The sequence below is a fragment of the Rhizobium sp. K33 genome (assembly GCF_056501445.1).
In genome coordinates this window covers 684828-703294 of record NZ_CP096478.1, presented here as the reverse complement: position 1 = coordinate 703294, position 18467 = coordinate 684828, and the positions used below count along the sequence as shown (strand labels likewise).

Annotated in this window: 21 protein-coding genes; 9 read left to right on the top strand and 12 right to left on the bottom strand. The window is 63.1% G+C overall.

Annotated features, from left to right (window positions below):
- The first annotated feature begins 136 nt into the window (after positions 1–136).
- Complete coding sequence (locus tag M1E12_RS03365; RefSeq protein ID WP_136538484.1) at positions 137–688, top strand: MarR family winged helix-turn-helix transcriptional regulator; 552 nt, start codon at positions 137–139, stop codon at positions 686–688.
- Positions 689–832: 144 nt separating this feature from the next.
- On the opposite strand, the gene M1E12_RS03360 is transcribed toward M1E12_RS03365, so the two are convergent.
- Positions 833–1036: a hypothetical protein gene (locus M1E12_RS03360; RefSeq protein ID WP_113460547.1), complete on the bottom strand. Its 204-nt coding sequence runs from the start codon at positions 1034–1036 to the stop codon at positions 833–835.
- A gap of 217 nt (positions 1037–1253) precedes the next feature.
- Between M1E12_RS03360 and M1E12_RS03355 the strand changes: the two genes are divergently transcribed.
- Both M1E12_RS03355 and M1E12_RS03350 read left to right on the top strand, forming a co-directional pair.
- Positions 1254–2633 (top strand): TIGR03808 family TAT-translocated repetitive protein, encoded by a 1380-nt coding sequence (locus tag M1E12_RS03355; RefSeq protein ID WP_479563738.1) that lies wholly within the window; start codon positions 1254–1256, stop codon positions 2631–2633.
- A gap of 121 nt (positions 2634–2754) precedes the next feature.
- On the top strand, positions 2755–4593 hold the full coding sequence (locus M1E12_RS03350; protein WP_479563737.1) for a putative bifunctional diguanylate cyclase/phosphodiesterase: 1839 nt from the start codon (positions 2755–2757) through the stop codon (positions 4591–4593).
- 51 nt (positions 4594–4644) lie between these two features.
- On the opposite strand, the gene M1E12_RS03345 is transcribed toward M1E12_RS03350, so the two are convergent.
- Positions 4645–5199 (bottom strand): DUF2087 domain-containing protein, encoded by a 555-nt coding sequence (locus M1E12_RS03345; RefSeq protein ID WP_479563736.1) that lies wholly within the window; start codon positions 5197–5199, stop codon positions 4645–4647.
- A gap of 302 nt (positions 5200–5501) precedes the next feature.
- Between M1E12_RS03345 and M1E12_RS03340 the strand changes: the two genes are divergently transcribed.
- On the top strand, positions 5502–6161 hold the full coding sequence (locus tag M1E12_RS03340) for a glutathione S-transferase family protein (protein ID WP_479563735.1): 660 nt from the start codon (positions 5502–5504) through the stop codon (positions 6159–6161).
- 17 nt (positions 6162–6178) lie between these two features.
- Here M1E12_RS03340 and M1E12_RS03335 read toward each other — a convergent pair whose 3' ends face one another.
- The 5 genes from M1E12_RS03335 to M1E12_RS03315 form a co-directional block, all read right to left on the bottom strand.
- On the bottom strand, positions 6179–6586 hold the full coding sequence (locus M1E12_RS03335) for a DUF2442 domain-containing protein (protein ID WP_479563734.1): 408 nt from the start codon (positions 6584–6586) through the stop codon (positions 6179–6181).
- A gap of 108 nt (positions 6587–6694) precedes the next feature.
- A complete protein-coding gene (locus tag M1E12_RS03330; protein WP_479564816.1) occupies positions 6695–6778 on the bottom strand; it encodes a DUF4160 domain-containing protein in 84 nt (27 codons plus the stop codon).
- A gap of 67 nt (positions 6779–6845) precedes the next feature.
- Positions 6846–8183: a lipopolysaccharide biosynthesis protein gene (locus M1E12_RS03325; RefSeq protein ID WP_479563733.1), complete on the bottom strand. Its 1338-nt coding sequence runs from the start codon at positions 8181–8183 to the stop codon at positions 6846–6848.
- A complete protein-coding gene (locus M1E12_RS03320) occupies positions 8180–9454 on the bottom strand; it encodes a GNAT family N-acetyltransferase (RefSeq protein WP_479563732.1) in 1275 nt (424 codons plus the stop codon). Before M1E12_RS03320 ends, M1E12_RS03325 begins: the two co-directional genes overlap by 4 nt.
- A 156-nt stretch (positions 9455–9610) precedes the next feature.
- Positions 9611–10618 (bottom strand): asparaginase, encoded by a 1008-nt coding sequence (locus tag M1E12_RS03315; protein ID WP_479563731.1) that lies wholly within the window; start codon positions 10616–10618, stop codon positions 9611–9613.
- A 72-nt stretch (positions 10619–10690) separates the two neighbouring features.
- On the opposite strand from M1E12_RS03315, the gene M1E12_RS03310 reads away from it, so the two are divergent.
- Both M1E12_RS03310 and M1E12_RS03305 read left to right on the top strand, forming a co-directional pair.
- Entirely contained in the window at positions 10691–11425 is a 735-nt protein-coding gene (locus tag M1E12_RS03310; protein WP_479563730.1) for a DUF3750 domain-containing protein, read from the top strand.
- A 267-nt stretch (positions 11426–11692) separates the two neighbouring features.
- Entirely contained in the window at positions 11693–11947 is a 255-nt protein-coding gene (locus tag M1E12_RS03305; protein WP_479563729.1) for a hypothetical protein, read from the top strand.
- 11 nt (positions 11948–11958) lie between these two features.
- Here M1E12_RS03305 and M1E12_RS03300 read toward each other — a convergent pair whose 3' ends face one another.
- Positions 11959–12477 carry a hypothetical protein gene (locus tag M1E12_RS03300; RefSeq protein WP_479563728.1) on the bottom strand — a complete coding sequence of 173 codons (519 nt, stop codon included), beginning with the start codon at positions 12475–12477 and terminating at the stop codon, positions 11959–11961.
- 186 nt (positions 12478–12663) lie between these two features.
- Between M1E12_RS03300 and M1E12_RS03295 the strand changes: the two genes are divergently transcribed.
- Positions 12664–12969 carry a hypothetical protein gene (locus M1E12_RS03295; RefSeq protein ID WP_113460560.1) on the top strand — a complete coding sequence of 102 codons (306 nt, stop codon included), beginning with the start codon at positions 12664–12666 and terminating at the stop codon, positions 12967–12969.
- A 75-nt stretch (positions 12970–13044) separates the two neighbouring features.
- On the top strand, positions 13045–13419 hold the full coding sequence (locus M1E12_RS03290; protein ID WP_479563727.1) for a VOC family protein: 375 nt from the start codon (positions 13045–13047) through the stop codon (positions 13417–13419).
- 73 nt (positions 13420–13492) lie between these two features.
- Here M1E12_RS03290 and M1E12_RS03285 read toward each other — a convergent pair whose 3' ends face one another.
- The 4 genes from M1E12_RS03285 to M1E12_RS03270 all read right to left on the bottom strand — a co-directional run bounded on the left by M1E12_RS03285 (position 13493) and on the right by M1E12_RS03270 (position 17397).
- Complete coding sequence (locus M1E12_RS03285; protein WP_479563726.1) at positions 13493–14494, bottom strand: NAD(P)H-quinone oxidoreductase; 1002 nt, start codon at positions 14492–14494, stop codon at positions 13493–13495.
- Between the two features lie 112 nt (positions 14495–14606).
- Entirely contained in the window at positions 14607–14981 is a 375-nt protein-coding gene (locus tag M1E12_RS03280; protein WP_479564815.1) for a GNAT family N-acetyltransferase, read from the bottom strand.
- Between the two features lie 115 nt (positions 14982–15096).
- Positions 15097–15486 carry a membrane lipoprotein lipid attachment site-containing protein gene (locus M1E12_RS03275; RefSeq protein WP_479563725.1) on the bottom strand — a complete coding sequence of 130 codons (390 nt, stop codon included), beginning with the start codon at positions 15484–15486 and terminating at the stop codon, positions 15097–15099.
- Positions 15487–15597: 111 nt separating this feature from the next.
- A complete protein-coding gene (locus tag M1E12_RS03270) occupies positions 15598–17397 on the bottom strand; it encodes a bifunctional diguanylate cyclase/phosphodiesterase (RefSeq protein WP_374725511.1) in 1800 nt (599 codons plus the stop codon).
- Positions 17398–17740: 343 nt separating this feature from the next.
- Between M1E12_RS03270 and betI the strand changes: the two genes are divergently transcribed.
- Positions 17741–18388 carry a transcriptional regulator BetI gene (gene betI, locus M1E12_RS03265; protein WP_479563724.1) on the top strand — a complete coding sequence of 216 codons (648 nt, stop codon included), beginning with the start codon at positions 17741–17743 and terminating at the stop codon, positions 18386–18388.
- The last annotated feature ends 79 nt before the right edge of the window (positions 18389–18467 follow it).

Genomic DNA, 18467 nt, shown 5'->3' with positions numbered 1-18467 from the left:
GCTGGACTTGGTCATGGATCGGGCGCTCCTGTCTGACCGCAAAATGTGCCTCTCGCAATTATATGTCAATAGCACATATTTGCTGATCGCATCTATTTTGCTTTTCGCTGCCGTCAGGCTCTGCTATGGTCCGCTCATGACATCTGCTTCGCATTCCAGACCCACGGTCCTTGAAGATCTGCCCGACACCGATGGCCCCTCGCCTGTCGGCGCCCCGCCGCTGGCCGCCATCGGTCACGCCATGACGCGCATGCGGCTCCTGATCGGGCGCCGCTTCATCGGGCGCATGGCGCTGAGACGGATCGGCACGGGGCTCGAGCTCTCCGACCTCGACGCAATCGGCGTGATCAAGCGGATCGGCAGCCAGCAGGAAGTAACGGTCGGGACGATTGCAGAGCAGCTCCGCATCGATCCGTCGCGCGGCAGCCGGATCGTGGCCGATCTGGTGAAACAGGGGCTTCTGGAGCGCGCCGCCTCGCAGGAGGACGGACGCCGGAGCCTGGTGCGGGTGACGGAGGCCGGTCGCAAGGTGCTTGACGACATCGAGGCGATCAAGCGGGAGACAATCATGGAAGCAACGGCCGGATGGTCGGACGAAGAGGTCGAGACCTTCGGGCGCCTCTACATGCGGTTTACCGAGGGGCTGGAAGCGCAGTTTGATCGCTTCGAACAGGACGAAGGTCGCTAGCCGCACATCCCTGCGGACATAGACCCGGCCGGCATTCCCTCCCCCGAGAAAACGCCGGCCGGTCGTCATGGGACCGGTTATCCACCACCCCTTGCCGCTCCGCCAGGACAGAAAGGGTTTGTGTCCCACGCCGAATGGCATGGATCAGACGGGCTTGGGGCCCTGAAGAGCGTTGTAGATCTTCTTCCCCAGTACGGCGGCGATCGGAATGGAGATCACCAGACCGGCCGCAAAGGCCGCCGCTATCTGCCAGCCTTCCCGCATGTCGAGCGACAGGACCGCGATCACCGAAGCACCGCCGACGGCGCTTGCGACGAGGATGTAGAGAACTGCGGCCAGACGAAGCATGACGAAACTCCCTTCGCGTTCATGTCTATCGAGCTTCACCATAAGATGAGCGGCAACTTTTTCCTTGATCTGGCTCAAATCCTTGACAGGAAATGCTTAGACCAAAGGCGCAGTCGTTCAGTCTCGCCGTTAACATTGTTTTAAGCCTGTTGTTGCCGCCCCTGCCCGCTTCCTCCAAGGTCCCGGACATCACGATTCCACAGGGAACCGACAGGCCATGCCTTCTCGACGTCAAGTCATGATCGGCCTTGGCGGGCTGCTCGCGACGGCGGGCCTGCCCGGGCGCAGGCCCGTGGCGCAAGCCCAGACGCTGGCCATGGCGGAGCTGCGCGGCGGGTTCGATGCGGCCGAGGCCGGCATCCTGCCAGGCACGGAAGACGACCAGAGCCGCCGGCTGCAAGATCTGATCGACCGGGCGGCAGCCGTGGGCCAGCCGGTCTTCCTGCCGGCCGGGACTTATGAGGTCGCCAATCTGGAACTGCGCGATGGCACCCGCCTGACCGGTGTGCCCGGCCTGACCCGGCTCGTCTATCGTGGTGACGGGCATCTGATCGCCGCCCAGGACATCAGGCGCGTCAGCCTCTCGGGCATCACCTTCGACGGTGCCAATCGCTGGCTTGCGGATTACACCGAGGGGCTTCTCTCCTTCCGCAGTGTCGACGAGGTCTCCATCGACGGTTGCGAGATCGTCGGCAGCCGCAAATGCGGGATCTATGTCGCGCGGTCTGGCGGGCGCATCGAAGGCTCGCGCGTGTCGGGTGCGGCAGAAGCCGGGATCTGGGCGATCGAAGGCAGAGCCTTCACGATCCGGGAAAACGAAGTCTTCGACTGCGGCAATGGCGGCATCCTGGTGCATCGCTGGACGAAGGGCGAGGACGGCACCGTGATCACGGGGAACCGGGTGGCGCGGATCGGCGCCACCAATGGCGGCACCGGTCAATACGGCAACGGGATCAATGTCTTCAGGGCCGACAATGTGCTGGTCTCGGGCAACCACGTTTCCGATTGCGCCTTTTCCGCCATCCGGGCGAATTCCGCCTCCAACATCACGATCAGCGGCAACCAGGCCTTCGGTTCGGGGGAGACGGCCATCTATGCCGAGTTCGAATTCGAGGGCGCCCTGATAACCGGCAATGTCATCGACGGGGCGGCCATCGGGATCTCGGTTGCCAATTTCGATCATGGCGGGCGGCTCTCGACGGTGAGCGACAACGTCGTGCGCGGGATCGTCAACAAGGGACCTTACGAGCCGACGGTCAGCGGCTTCGGTTTTGGCATCTCGGTCGAGGCGGACACGCTGGTGACCGGCAATCTCGTCGAGGGTGCGGAGACGGCAGCACTTGCGATCGGCTGGGGGCCCTATCTGCGCAATGTCATCGTGAGCGACAACATCCTGCGCGGCAGCCCCGAGGGCATGCGGGTGAGCGTGGTCGAGGGTTCGGGCCAGACGCTGATCAGCGGCAATGTCGTGGACGGGGCGCAGCAGGGCGCGGTCGTCGGCTATCGCTGGAACGATCGGGTGGGTGGCGCGCTTTCCGATGGCGACACGACCCATGCGCATCTCACATTGCGCGGGAACGTCTTCGCCGGCGGATGAGCGGCTCGAGCAAGGCGTTTTGTTAACCGCGCGGAAACCAATATGCGACCTTTCGAACTGTCGTAATTTCTGTTTAAGCTAACTCTGATTTACTTGCGGCAGTTAACCTGTCGTGGGTCACATGCTTCTACCTCTGCAGAACATAATCCTCGAGAAGATCGCGACCGGGCAGTCACTGGCCGAGACCGTGGATTATCTGTGCCGCGAAGTCGAGACGATGACCGACGACATCGTCTGCTCGGTATTGCTGCTTGACGAGGATCGGCGGCTGCGGCATCTGGCCGGCCCCTCCCTTCCCCTGGAATACACCTCTGCCATCGACGGCGTTGCGATCGGTCATGGCGTCGGATCCTGCGGGACAGCGGCCTATTACGGCGAGCCGGTGCTGGTCGAGGACATTGACAGCCATGAATATTGGCAGCCTTACAAGCAGCTTGCCCTGCCGCTTGGTCTGAAGGCCTGCTGGTCGACGCCGATCATCGGATCGGGAAGGGTGCTCGGCACCTTCGCCTTCTACTACCGCAACATCAGAGGCCCCTCCGAGCAGGAGCGGCAGATCGTCAAGGCCTGCGTGCATCTTTGCGCTATCGCCATTGAGCGTGACCAGCGCATGGCGGAGCGGCGGCGTCTGGCCGATACCGATGGCCTGACGGGTCTGCCGAACCGCAGCCGGTTCAACGAGGTGATTGCCGAAGTCTCGCGGCGCGAGCCCGACTGGGCCCTGATGCTGATCGATCTCGACAATCTGAAGATGGTCAACGACACCTTCGGCCATGGTGCCGGTGACGATCTCATCCGGATCGTTGCCGAACGCATGAAGCAGGAAGCGCCGGCCGGCATGGCGTTTCGCCTCGGCGGCGACGAATTTGCCGTGATCGTTCCCTGTATTGCGACGACGGAGCCTGCAGCGCTTGCCGAGACGCTGATCTCGCGGATCAAGGAGCCGGCGGATTGCGGCGGGCACCTGATCTATCCCGCAGCGACGCTGGGCGGCGCCAAGGCCGGGGCGGAACGCAGCCCGCAGCAGGTGCGGCAGAATGCCGACTACGCGCTCTACCACGCCAAGGAACGGGCGCGCGGCCGCTACCTCGAATATCAGGCAGGTCTCGGCACCTCGATCGCCAAGCGCTTCCGCTCGGTGCAGGAGGTCGATCAGGCGCTGCGCGACAACAGGATCGATGCGCATTTCCAGCCGGTGATAGAGCTCGCGACGGGCCGCATCATGGGGTTTGAATCGCTCTGCCGCATGACCATGCCGGACGGGCGTCTGGTGGCGGCAGCCCATTTTCACGAGGCGATGAAGGACGCCCATGTGGCGATCGAGATCACCGAGCGCATGCTGGAGCGGATTGCCGCGGCGGCCAGCGAGTGGAAGCGCGAGGATCTTCTCTTCTCCCGTATCGGCCTGAACCTGTCTGCTGCCGATTTTCATCGCGGCGGACTGACGCGCCGGATCGTCGATGCCCTGGCAGGCGCAGGGCTCGAGCCGATGACCATCACAGCGGAGGTGACGGAGTCAGTCTATCTTGCGCAGAAGGACAATGTCGTTGCCGAAGAGATCCATGCGCTGCGCGAAGCCGGCATCAAAGTGGCGCTCGACGATTTCGGGACGGGTTTTGCCTCGCTCACTCACCTCCTGACCGTGCCGGTCGACATCATCAAGATCGACAAATGTTTCGTGCGCCGCCTGTCGGATGCCGGTGGTGGCGGGGTCATCACCAAGGGGCTTCTGGATATCGCGCGTGGCCTCGGCATCTGGGTCGTTGCCGAAGGCATCGAGGAACAGGCACAGGCCGAGCATCTGCTCTCGCTCGACTGCAAGGCCGGCCAGGGCTACTACTTCTCCCATCCGGTCGATCGCGACAGCGTGCGGGAAACGCTGGAGGTCAGCAATTTCCACCCGGAATGGTCGCGCTTTGTCAGCGACAGAAACCGGCTCTTGTTCAACAAGGCCGGCTGAGACGCGACATCTGCACGCTATCGCGCCCCAGCGCCAATTGGCCTCTTGAGATCAGGCGCTGCGGCGCCGGCCCGTGACGAGACGGATCAGTTCGCGTGCCTCCGGCGGCGGGCGCTTTTCCATTCGACGATAGAGCCGGCAATCGCGCGTGCGGCTCAAAAGCCCCATGTTGACCAGCTCGCGGCGGATCAGCACGTGATCCGAAAAGCCATTGTGGCGCGAGAGTACCTCATTGACCGTCTTTTCCGGCATCTCCTCCCCTGCGGACAGGAAGGACCAGAGCACCCAGAGCGCCAGTTGCTGCTGGTTGAGCTTGCCCGGCCAGCGCATGAGAACGTCGGTGCCGGCAAAGCAGCGGGCGGTGAGCTCCACGCGGCGGAAATCGACCGCCGGCTCGGCCTCGATCGTCGGCGGGTTGGCCAGTCGATCTTCCGCGGCGCGGCTTGCCTTGAAATGCTGGTAGTTGCGATAGCCGACGGCGCGCGTCAGCATGTTCAAAAGCTCGACATGGCCGGGCACTTGCGCCCGCGCTTCGAGTTCGCGCTTCAGGGTCTTGGCCAGCGCCGACAGATCGGGCGCGGAATAGGCGTGTGACGTCCTCGACATCTCATTTCTCCTGGTCGTGCCCGGCTGCCTCGAGCAGCCAACATGGCCGGTGGTCACCGACTTCCGACGGGGCACGGAAAAACGAGCTTCGTCGATCAGAAGAAAGGCAGGTTTAGCTCCCCTTGCCGGGGCGGTGACGCCTGGGTGGACTGCAGACCCTGGAAGCGCAGAAATACGCGCGACGGGCATGCGCTGTCAATTGCGCGAACAATCAGCAAATTTCATCGGTCGCATCAGCCCGAAGCGCTTTTCCGGGCGGCTGACGCGAGATAGCCTCCGGCCAATCTTCAACGGAGTCGCACATGCTCAAGATCTACGGCGTCTACAAATCCCGCGCGACGCGCATTCTCTGGCTGATGGAAGAACTCGGCGCACCTTTCGAACTGGTGCCTGTCCTGCAGGCCTACAAGCTGCAGGATCCGTCGGCGGCCGATGCGCGGCTCAACACCCGTTCGCCTGCGTTTCTTGCGATCAACCCGATGGGCAGCATCCCGACCATCGAGGATGACGGGCTGGTTCTGAACGAGTCACTCGCACAAACCATCCATGTGGCGAAGAAGCATGGCGGACCGCTTGCGCCGAAGGATGCAGCCGAGGAGGCCCTGACGCTGCAATGGACGCTGTTTGCGGCAACCTCGATCGAGACGGACGCCCTGAAGATCTCCATGGCGAACGCCGAAGGTCGGCTCGCGACCGAGGCCGGCCAGCAGGAGGCCAAGGCCCTCGCCCGCATCCTGTCGCGGCCCTTCGGCGTGCTGGAAAAGCATTTTGCGGCGCATGACTACGCTCTCGGTGACCGCTTTACCGTCGCGGACATCAATCTCGGCGAAATCGTGCGCTACGCCCAGGCCTACCAGCCGCTGTTCGATGCCCATCCAAAGACAGCCGCCTGGCTTTCCCGCATCCAGTCCCGCCCCGCCTTCAAGGCCATGTGGGAAAAGCGGCTGGCCGAGGTGGAGTGACCGCAGCGCTTGCGGTTTCAGGCCTCTGATTTTCTCGGTCGCCCGCCCTTCGCGCCATTGGCGCGGCTGGCAGCCACCTTGGCCGGGGAGCGCGACTGCCCTCCCCGGCGCTGGGCGTCCATGAACATGCGCGAACCGAAGATGCCGGCCATCAGTCCCTGGATGGTATAGTCGACGTCGAGGCTTTCCCAATGAAGGCCAGTCTCGCCGAGCAGTTCGACCTCGGCGAGTTCGTCGATTGTTGCGTTTTCGAGCCCTTCGAGCGCACGCGCGGGAACCAGAAAGGTTGCCCCATTGACGAAATCAACGACGATGCGCTCGGTCGCCCGATCGAACCGGACGGCCACCGGGATCGGCCGGCCGGCGCGTTCCTCGGCCCAGCGTGCCTTGGCTGCCTGCAGATCAGCGTCGCTGACATCACCCATGATAGCGTCTCCACGTCTTGAGAAAGAGCGCCTGTTGCGCCTTGATTTCTTCGACCGCTCTGCGAACGTCGCGATCGGAAAGTCCGCCTTGTGTCATGACCTTCAACGTCACGATGTCGATCCGGGCTTCGCCATCCCATAGACATGCACATGCGGAGGCTCGTGATCCGCCGTATAGATCACAAAACGCATGCCATGGCTTCGCAGGACAGTGACCATCTCGCAAAATAACCCATGAAGTTGGGTTTTTCAATCGCGCTTATGAACTCGCCGTTGCCCGCGCAAACGGCCGGACCAGGACCCAATAGCCGGTGTGCCGATGCACAAGTGCCGTGACCACTACGAGGCGCAGCGTCTGCACGAGGACCATGGCGACGGCGGCTCCGGTGATGCCCCAGTGCGGCACCAGCAGCAGCATCAGCAGGACGCAGGCAAAGACCGAGATCGAGACGATCACGAGGCTCAGGCGGTAGCGCCCCTGGACGACCAGGAGTTCGGCCGCCTGGCCGGTTGCTGCGCGGATGACATAGGCGAGCCCGAGCAGCACGAGGCAGGGATAGGCCTGGACGAAGGCCTCGCCGAAGAGGTGGAGCAAGGGATAGCCGGCGACCAGCGTCAGCGCCACCGAGGGAATGGTGAGCCAGAAGGTGGCATTGGTGGAGCGGGTGATGCGGGCCTGCAGGCCTGTCCGGTCGGCCGAGGCCAGCGACAGCGAGAAGCCGCGGGCGGCGACCAGCATGAAGCCATATTGCACGAAGGCTGCGAGCGAGAGGGAGCGCTGGGCGGCGAAATAGAGCGAGGCCTGGTCGGGTGACACGAGGAAGCCGAGGATCAGCACATCGATCCAGACGAACAGCTCCTCCGCCGTCATGGCCGGCATCATCAGGACGGAGGCGAGCAGCCAGAAGCGGCGGCGCTCATGGCTGGTCACAGGCTTCTCGCGCTTCGGCAGGCGGGCGCGCAACAGCAGCGCCTGGGCAACCAGCACGACGACGGAGGAAAGCACGACGATGACGAGCACCGTTACGGCATCCAGCGGCAGACCGGCGAGACGAGCGATGCCGACACCGAGCATGATCAGCACGGGGCGGAAGATGAAGCCTGGAATGGTGGAAAGCGCATACCAGCCGAAGCCTCTGAAGACGCCGGTCAGATAGGTCTCGAGCGAGAGCACCGGAAAGCCGAGCGCAAGGACGGCGAGCGGCAGCAGGAAGGCCTCATCGACAAGGCCTGGCAGCGCCAACAGGAAGACCAGCGCCAGGGCCGCGATCACACCGGAGCCTGCGATGACGGCCTTGAAGCCCGTTGCGAGGAAGCCGGCGAGATGGGCCTGTTTTTCCCTGCGTCCATAGCGGGGAATGAAGCGGGCGGCGGAATCGTAGAAGCCGAGAACGCCGATCTGGCCGACGACGCTGACCCAGGTCCAGAGGATGACATAGACACCGTAGTCTTCCAGCGCCATCAGGCGGGCGAGCAGGATCTGCAGGCCTAGGCCGACGAAGGCTGCGGCGATGCGCACGGTGATGCTGACGAGCGCGCCGCGCAGGCCCGGATCGCGCACGGCATGGACGGCCTTTTGCCTCAGCCTTGCGATCATGGCATGCAGCACAAGACGAGGCTCATGCTGCCGCCGGCGCGGCCGACGAGGGCTTGCAGCCTGTCCAGCACATGGCGGAAGCGTCCCCGCCAGGCCGGCCCCAGACCGTGATAGAGCGCACGCAGACGCGGCCGTAGGCCTGCCATCCACTGGCGGCAATAGACTTGTCCGAGAGCGGTGAGCGGCACGTAGAGCGCGGTGAGCGGCTCGCTGGTATTGGTCCAGCTTGACTTGTAGGCGGAGGTATCGTTGAGGAAATCGAAGCGGTGGATGCCGCTCTCGATCGCCCAGCGCTGGGCGCTTTCCATCTGCACCTTGCCGGGCGAATATTGCTGATAGGCAAGATCGATCGCGCCGAGGAAGCAGTAGTAATCCTTGCGGAAGCGCATGCCGAGTTCCATGGCGATCGGGACGCCATCGAGCGTCAGTGCATGGAGGTAGACGCAACCTTCATCCGGGCCGGCATCCTGGCCGAGCCCGCGCAGGAAGGCGGCAAAGCGCGGGTCGAAGAGATCGCGGCCCAGGCGGCCGGTGCCTTTCAGCCAGTCCTGCTTCATCGCGATGCAGCGGGTGACGTGATCGGCATACTCGGCATCGGCCGGGGTCAGCACCCGGTAGTCGAGCCGGCCGAGCTTCTCAAGCCGGTTGCGCCGGCTGTTGCGCTGCAGGCGCTGCTTCTTTGGAAGTGCGCGGTGGTGGCTTTCCCAATCGGCGATGTCGGTGAGATCGAGGATCGAGGATTGCTGTTCTGTGAGGGGCGAGACGCCCCGGCCGCCGATAATGCGCGCCAGCAACGCCGTCTGCGGCACGTGATCGAGGCAGATCGCATCGCCCTCGCCGCGGCCGCAGATGCCGTCGAAGACACGCTTGCCAAGCGTGAGGTCGAAACGGGCGGGATCGTAGAGCAGCGCGGCATATTGGTTCATCGGCGCCGAGAGGGGCACGACCGCCCGAACCGTGCCGGCAACACGACGCGTCATCAGCGGCCAGATCATCAGGCATTCGCCGCCGTCCCAGAGCACGTAGACCGAAGGTCGCTGATCGGCTGCCGCCTCCCCGTCTAGGAAGGCCCGGCACCAGCTGATGCACCAGTCAAAGCTCTGGAAATAGGTGAAGGGCTCGGGCGTGCGCTGCTCCAGCGCCTGCCACTCCTCCTTGAGGGCGACGAGCTCATCCAGCGTTTCCAGGCATTCGAGCTCGAGCCGGCGGCCGTTCTGCGCGATCGGCAGGGTCCAGCGACGACCGGCATTGCTGCCGGAGGTCCGGTTCATCCCTCGGCTCGAAACATCCATGAATGCGGCCTCATCGGTTGCGCATGATCTGTCGGGCCGCCAGTCTAGCCGTGAAGGGTTAAACCTCCCTTGAGGCAGGATCTGGCCGGCGCAACCGGCGCGATCGCGGGCGTGGGACGATTCAGGGACCGAGGCTCAGGCGAAGAGAACATCGGTCACGCGGACCGAGCCGACGGCCAGGCCGTTCCAGTTGGTCATGCCGTGATTGGCAAGGCGCATCAGGGCGGCCCGTTCTTCGCTGTCCTCGTCGAAGTGGCGTGCAAGCAGGGCGGCGATCATCGCTTCTGCGGCGCGGGTGGCGCCATCTTCCGCCTTGACGGCGAAGGAGAGACCCTTGTCCGGCAGCAGCGCGCAGAAGACGCCTTCGGCCCCGGTCTTGGCAAAGATGCGGCCAGGCGCGACCTGCATCAGTCTGGTGCAGAAGCGCTTCGTGCCGGCGACGTAGAAGGGTTCGGCCATGCAGGCATTGATCAGCCGGCGGGCGGCGGCGGCGCGCAACGGCTCCAGGCCCTTGCCCGTGACGAGCTTGCCGAAGCCGCGGGCAAGGCCGGTGAGCGGCACGGCATAGGTCGGGATCGAGCAGCCGTCCGTGCCGCAATTGTCGCGCGACAGCACGGCGCCGGTGAGATCCGCCATGATGGCGCGGATTGCCTGCTGCAGCGGATGGTCGAAGCCGGCATAGCCGCGCGGCTCCTCGCCGGTGTGGCTGCAGGTGCAGACGAAGCCCGAATGTTTGCCCGAGCAATTGTTGTGAAGCGCCGTCGGCTTGTCGAGCGTGCGGGCCTGATCGATGAGGACAGACTGATGCGAGGACCAATGGGCGCCGCATTCGAGCACGCTCTCATCGAGCCCCGCAGCCTTCAGCATTGCGGCGGCGGTGGCCACGTGTTCCGGTTCGCCTGAATGGGAGGCGCAGGCGAGTGCCAGCTCCCGGTTGCCGAAGCCATAGGCGTCTGCCGCGCCACTTTCGACCAGCGGCAAAGCCTGCATCGCCTTGCAGGCAGAACGCGGGAAGACACCGGCTTCGACATCGCCGGCGGAGAAGAGGATCTTGCCTTCGGCATCGACCACGACGGCCAGGCCTCGATGGCGGCTCTCGACGAGTTGACCGCGCGTGACCTCTACCGTGATCGGATTTTCCATGACCTGCCTCAAAATGCCAATATTGTCTGATGCTTGTTAAAGCATGCATTGTCCCGCTGTTCGAGGTCCGGATTGAAATTTCTGCTGCGCATCGTCTCCGTCATCCTGCTCGTCTTCGTGTTGCCGACGCTGGTTTCGGCCGGTCTCTGGGCGACACGCGACCACCCGGATGGCTGGAGTTCGGCGCGGTGGAGCTCTTCCGGACTGCTGCCGACGGCGGCGGAAAGCCCGGAGGCTGCGATCTATGTCTTTTCCGCCATGACCGGCGGGTTGAAAGGCGCAATCGCCAGCCATGCCTGGATCGTCACCAAGGAAGAAAACGGCGAATACCAGCGCTATGACAAGGTCGGCTGGGGCTCGCCGATCCGCCGCAACCACCGGGCGCCCGACGCCTATTGGTATTCCAACCCGCCAAGGCTGGTGGTGGAGATCAAGGGCGAAGAGGCCAAGCGCCTGATCCCGATGGTGGAGGCGGCGATCGCCGGCTATGCCTATGGAAAGCCCGACGGCTACCGGATCTATCCGGGGCCGAACTCGAACACCTTCGTCGCGCATGTGCTGCGCGAGGTGCCGGAACTCGGAGCCGTCCTGCCGGCCGATGCGGTCGGCCGCGACTATCTGCCCGGCGGCGCCTTCTATCATCTCGACAAGGATGGGCGCGACCTGCATTTGAGCCTCGGCGGTCTGGCCGGGCTTTCGGTCGGTGTGCGCAGCGGTCTGGAGGTGAATTTCCTCGGGCTTGTGGCGGGTGTGGATTTCGCGCGGCCGGGTATCAAGGTACCGGGCTTCGGCACGGTCGGGCTGTAGGCGTCCTTCACATGCAGTATGGGCTTGGAATCAAAAGAGCCACCCTGAGGGTGGCTCCCATGAGCTTTAGTCCTTTGTCCGGACCCGGGTGGAAGACCACCCGAAGGAAGGCTGGATCAGGCCGAGGGCTGCCCCGTCAAAACCGCACCCTTTCCAAAGTCACGTACGCAGACCGAAATCTCATTAGACATTGGATCACCTTCCTTTCGTTACGTTGCCGATGAGAGTAAGGTAGGAGCGTCGAGTGGATCCGGCAAGGCACGAAATATGACGAAGCTCGAAATAATGTTCCCCGAGGCGGCGAGCGGGGCCATCGACAGCCTGGCCCGTGAGACCGGGCAGACACGGGAGCACATCGTTCAGCGCGCCATCGAGACCCATGTCGAGGGCCTGAACCGGTGGCACGCGGACATGGAGCACGCCCTGGCGGATGTCGACCGCGAAATCGGCCATGACGGCGAGGCGGTACTGGCTTGGGTGGAGAGTTGGAGTGACGGTCACACGAAACCGATAGGGCTGTGATGGGCTCTGATCTAGAGCCTCCTAGAAAGCGCCGGCACACCTATCTGCTCCGTGCGATAACGCTTCTCAAATTCCACGATAACCATCTCAAGCGTTGCTTCAAAAACCGATCGCTCAAACATCATGGGCTCTCCCCTTTCGTGGAGATAACGCCACCTAACTAATGCATCTCTGTGCTGGAAAAGCACGTCTCGGATCCCATAATCAATGCAGAAGAAGCTAGGGTGGAGCGGCGCCACAGTCGCTTTGAAGGCGGTGTCCAGTTTCTGCCGGCTTCCTTCGGTCAGGCTGTCAAAAATCCTGTCGAGATCGTGGTACCAGCGTTTCCTCGTCTTGTCGTAGTCAAAAACGTACCAAGCCTTCAGCGCCAATTCCATTGATAGAGCGAGTAGCATGGGTTCGACACCGATATGGGACCCATCTAAACCGAATGGGTTTTTGACATTGGCATCCGGAAACGTCCGCGCCTTGTTCAGAATCTGACGGGCACTGATGCCCATCTTGACCGCGGTCGTCAGTCGCTCGCTCATCTCGTGCAAGTCCCAGCAACACCTTCAAACTCACTACGCAAGCTGCCATCATTGACTCAGAAGTAAAGTCCCGCTCCCGCCAACTGAGAAAACACTGCCCGCGTCATCTGACGCACTTCCGGCAATTCTTATTGACCGCCCCTCCTCCCACAGCGACACTCCGCTTCAAAACGGGAGGACATCACCATGAACGAATCCATCCGCTGGCGGAACATGCGCACTGCACCGCGCGACGGCAGCCGCATTCTCGTGACCATCCGCGCCTCCGAACAGGGACCGGGTGCGGTCGATCTCGTCTACTGGTCGAAGGGCGACCGGTTCGGGGCCGACGGCTGGCGCTCGTCGGATTCGACGCCGGGACTGATCGTTCAATATGCCGAGCCGGAACTCAAATGCTGGATGCCGCTGCCCGGGGTCAATATGGACGCGATGGTGCGGCCGCCCGCCTGGGAGGGCGAAGACGAGGCCGAGCTAGACGGCTCGGGGATCTGACCAGGGATCGAGCAGGTCTCACCAAACTGGCGGGCAGGACCGACCGGTATATTGAAGCATTTATCTGGAGACGTGATGTTCACGCATATCATGATCGGCAGCAACGACCTTGCACGGTCGAAACAGTTCTATGACGCCACCTTTCAGGCTCTGGGCGGGACGCCCGGCGAGACGGACCCGCGCGGCAGGCTCGTCTACCAGCACAAGGGCGGGCGGCTGATGATCACCGCACCGATCGACGGCAAGCCGGCAACGGCTGCCAATGGCGGCACGATCGGCCTGCTTGCCGACAATCCGGATCAGGTTCAGGCCTGGCACGATGACGGCGTGGCGCATGGAGGCACCTCGATCGAGACGCCGCCCTGCGCGCGGCCCGATGGCTCGTTCGTCGCCTATCTGCGGGACCCCGACGGCAACAAGCTCACGGCGCGATCGCTGCCGGGGCGGTAAGAGCCGAGGCCATCTTGAGGGAGCGGAGGTCCGCTCCCAAGAGACCGCACGAGCGCCCTCGCCTCGCTAGCCGTTATACCAACTTCAGCACGATCTTGCCGATATGCGCCGAGCTTTCCATCAGCCGATGGGCCTCGACCACGTCCTCGAACGGCATGACCTGATGGATGACCGGCGCAACTTCGCCGCGTTCCAGGCGGGGCCAGACTTCGGTGGCGAGGTCATCGCGGATGGCGCGCTTTTCTTCAGCCGTGCGCGGACGCATGGTGGAGCCGGTGACGGTGAGGCGCTTCACCATGATCGGCGCAAGGCTCGCCTTTTCGACGGTGGAGCCGCCGAGAAAGGCGATGATCGAGAGACAGCCGTCTTTCGCGAGAGCCTGCAGATTGCGATCGAAATAGGCCGCACCGATCATGTCGAGCACGACATCCACACCCTTGCCGCCGGTCTCTTCCTTGACGATCTCGACGAAATCCTCGGCCTTGTAGTTGATCGCCCTGGTGGCTCCGAGATCCATGCAGGCGGCGCATTTCTCGGCCGAGCCGGCGGTCGTGAAGACCGTGGCGCCAAAGGCTTTCGCGAGCTGGATCGCCGTCGTGCCGATGCCGGACGAGCCACCATGGATGAGCACGGTCTCGCCTTCGGTCAGACCCGCCATCTGGAAGAGATTGGCCCAGACGGTAAAGAAGGTTTCGGGCACTGCCGCGGCCTTCACCGCATCATAGCCCTTGGGGAACGGCAGGGCCTGGCTGGCCGGCACGGCGCAGTATTCGGCATAACCGCCGCCATTGGCCAGCGCGCAGACCCGATCGCCGATCTGAAAATCCGTGACGCCGGTGCCGAGCCCGACGATTTCGCCAGCGATCTCTAGCCCGAGGATGGGGCTTGCATCCTTCGGCGGCGGATAGGCGCCCTGACGCTGGGCAACATCCGGCCGGTTCACGCCTGCCGCCTCGACCTTCACCAGGATCTCGCCCGGCCGGGGAACCGGAAGCGGCCCCTCAACAAAGCGCATGACCTCAGGGCCGCCATGTCCGGACAGATCGACATGGCGCATGGTGGCAGGCAGTGACATGGGAAGCTCCTTGGATCGAATGCTTGAGGTCAGGCATAGAGCCTCTGAAATGCGATGAAAAGGAGGCCCTTTGTCCGACGTGGCAAATGGTATCGGGAGGGAGCAATCCTCCCTAAAGCTGGAATTCCATGAAGGTGGCAATCTCCGTCTGCTGGTAGCGGCCGAAGGGGCCTCGGTCGCGGAAGCCGACGCTTTGATAGAGCCGGCGCGCTTCGACATTGCGGATGCCGACTTCGAGCAGCACGGACCGGAGGCCGCGATCTCTGGCCGCCTGAAGGATTGTCAACAGAAGGTTGCGGCCGACGCCCCGGCCGGCATGGTCAGGGTCGACGATCATGCGCTTGAGTTCGGCAGTTAAATCCCCCTGGTCGAGCAAGGCGACACAACCAAGAGCATGGCCCGCTTCATCGCGGGCGACAAAAAAAGGGTGACATCCGGGCTCTGGAGGGTGGCGGCATTCAGCGGCTGGCGGAAGGCGCCAGGGTATAGCTTTGTGGCGACGGCGTCGGAAAGATCCAGGAGGCGCTGCATGTCGGGCTGGTCGGCAGGCTAAATCCCGACCGACACAGATCCGACGAAAGCCCCGTATGGCTCGGAGGTCATCAGCGCAGGCCGCGCACGGCCCTGAGTTCGGGATAGGGGTAGTAGCGCAGGCGCTTGTCGCGGCAGCGCGGCTCGTTGTTGGTACCGCCCAGCAGCATGTTGCCCCGGAACGAGAAACCGATGACATCGGGCTGTTGCTTACGCTGGGTGTGCCAGGCCCGGATGCAGAAGGCATAGGTCTTCGTCTCAGGTTCGAGCAGCACGACACTCGAAATCTGCGGGTCGATGAAATCTCCGATCGTGCCATCGGTTTCCTTGAGCACGCGGACAAGCTCCCGCTTGACCTGCGGTGACGGGGGAACCTGCGAGTCGGCCACGGACTGCGGCACGTCTGTCTGGCAGCTGGCGAGCAGAAGCAGGCCGCCGAGGAAAGAAATCGATTTTTTCATTGGAGAATCCCGTCTGGAGTGCATCGCAATCTTGCGCATCTTTGACGGGCAATCAAGCGAGACCGAAGGGATCTCGCATCTATTTCCGGAGTTGCCAGCCCGGCCTATTGATCAGAGATCGATCAGCCCGAAGGACAGCCCGCCTTCGTTCTCCTTGGCCTGCTTCTTCAGGTCGGCGATCTCGCCGCTGATGCGGTTGACGTCGTCGATGACGAGGCCGGCTGGGAGTTCGAGCACGCCGATCGAGCAGCGCATCAGCGGGAATTCGCGCTCGCGGCCCTGGCGGTCGAGGCCCTTGATATGGCCGGTCTGGCGGTCGGCTTCGGAATAGAGGTCGATGACGTCGTCGTGGAAATCGGACAGCAGGCGGTCGAGGATCTCGGTCAGTTCCTCGCGGGTCCAGTCGGTGACGCCGATGAAGAAATCGTCGCCGCCGACATGGCCGAGGAAATCGCCTTCGGAGAAGAAATAGCGGCGGAGCAAGGCGGCGAAGAGCGAGATCGCGTGGTCGCCCTGGTGGAAGCCATAGTGGTCGTTGAACGGCTTGAAGTGGTCGAAGTCGCAGTAGCAGAAGAAGCGCGGGCCATCGCCATCGAGGGCTGCCGTGCGCATGAAATCGCGGATGGCGCGGTTGCCGGGCAGACCCGTCAGCGGGTTCTGGTCCTGGGCGGTCTTCAGCTGCTTTTCGCTCATGATGCGGATCAGCGAGCCGGCCGAGACGACGCCGGCGTAGCGCATGTTCTCCGTCAGGATGACGCAGTCGGAGCCTTCCATGTTGGCGAAGATCGTCATCAGTCGCTCGGCTTCGGCATCGAGCCCGACAATCGGGGCGCGGTCGACGAAATGCGAGATCGAACGCTCGTAGAGCTTGTTCTTCAGGAGATCGCGGCCGAAGGGCTGGTAGATGTATTCCTTGAGATGCCGCTCGTTGATGATGCCGCGCGGCTCGCCATTGGCGTTCAGCACGGGGAAGAAGGACTGGCCCGGATTGCGGCGGAAGAGATCGAAGACGTGGTCGATGTTCTCGTGCTCGTAGACGGTGGGCAGCGTCTCGATCTGCTTGCGGATCAGGATCTCGTCGAGGGACTGGCTGGTGCGGCGGGCCTTGCCGACATCCTGGAGATGCGGGAATGCGCTCTTCAGCTCCGAAACGATCGTGCTGGGGCGGGCGATATACCAGCCCTGAACGAGATCGACGCCGAATTCGCGGCAGGCGAGGAATTCGCTTTCCGTCTCGATGCCCTCGGCAATGACGCGCACGCCCAGCACGTGGCAGAAATTGACGATGTTCTTGACGAGGTGGCGCTTGCGCGGATTGCTGTCGAGGCCGGCGATGAAGTGGCGGTCGATCTTCACATAGTCGACCGGATAGTCGCAGAGCAGCTTCATCTCGCCATGGCCGACACCGAAGTCATCGATCGCGAGCTTGAAGCCGGAGCGGCGGAGGCGCTCGACAAGGGCGGCAAATTCCGGAACGCGGGTATTGTCGAAACGCTCCGAGAGCTCGAAACAGACGGAGGACGGCGGCACATGGGCCTTGCGCAGCTGGTCGAGCAGGGTGTCGACCAGCGCATTGCCTTCCGGAATCAGGCGGACATCGAGATTGAGAAAGAGCGTGGCGCCGGCGCAATCGGGCAGCGTGGCGAATTTGGCGAGCGCCCGGGTGGCGACCATCTGTTCGAGGGGTAGGAGCTGGCCGGTCTCGGCAGCCTGGTCGAGGAGATCGAGGGGGCTTTGAAAACCGATGCGATCATGGCCGCGCATCAGGCTTTCGTGACCGAAGACGACCCCGGTGCCGACCTCGACGATGGGCTGGAAGGCATTTTCGACGACGAGTTTCGCCAGCGTCACCAGCTGATCGCTGGCAAAGCGCCGCAGCGCGCCCAAATCTTCCGCCACCCCCGCACCCATACGCGATACTCCAGTATGCATTTGTTTTTATGGGCAGAAATGTGGCGGAGCAATCGTCAACAAAGGCTTTCCGTAGTGTGACAGCTGGATGAAAGTTTCATGTCGCAACCATCTCGGGTTTGGCATGAGACGCGCTTGTCCGATTGAGCGAAAAACCCTGCGCCGCAAGGGCTTCGAGTGGGCCTGCGTCGCAAAGCTCCGGCAGATTTGACGGCAACGTCGAACGCGTGCTGCTTCCGGTTTACGGTTAAACGCCAAGCGCCAGAACAGCAGGATATGCTGCAGTTTTTTATTGATTGATCAGTCAATCAAAATTATCATGGGTCAAGATTGGAGAGGATGCATGCCGAAGGTTGGAATGGAGCCAGTGCGCCGGAAGGCGCTTGTCGATGCCGCGTTGAAGACGATCGGCCATCATGGCTCGCTGACCGTGACCATGTCGGAGATCGCCCGCGAGGCCGGTGTTTCGGCGGCGCTGGCGCATCATTATTTCGGCTCCAAGGACCGGCTGCTGATCGAGACGATCCGTTCGCTGCTGCGGCAATTGCGCGCCGATGCGGGAGCAGCCCTTTCGGCCGCGGCGACGCCTCGCGAGCGGATTTCCGCGGTCATCAGCATCTCGTTCCAGGCCGACCAGTTCGACAGCCAGGTCGTTGCCGCATGGCTCGCCTTCTATTCAGAGGCGCAGCGGTCGGAGGAGGTGCGCCGGCTCTTGGCGCTTTACGCGCGGCGGCTGCATTCCAACCTGATGTCAGGCCTGAAGCCGCTGTGTGGTTCAGCCGAAGCGAGCCGGATCGCCGATGGCGCTGCCGCCATGATCGACGGGCTCTATATCCGGCAATCTCTGAAAGCCGCCCCGCTTTCCTTTGATGCCTCTGTCGCATTGGTCGAGGACTATGTGACGGGGCAGCTGCAAGCCGTGACCGCCGAAACAATAGCCCCTCACCCTACCCTCTCCCCGCAAGCGGGGAGAGGGAGAGGCAACCGCTAGCGCCGGAGTATCCTTCTCCCCGCCTGCGGGGAGAAGGTGCCCGAAGGGCGGATGAGGGGCCCTTAATAGCAAGATGCAA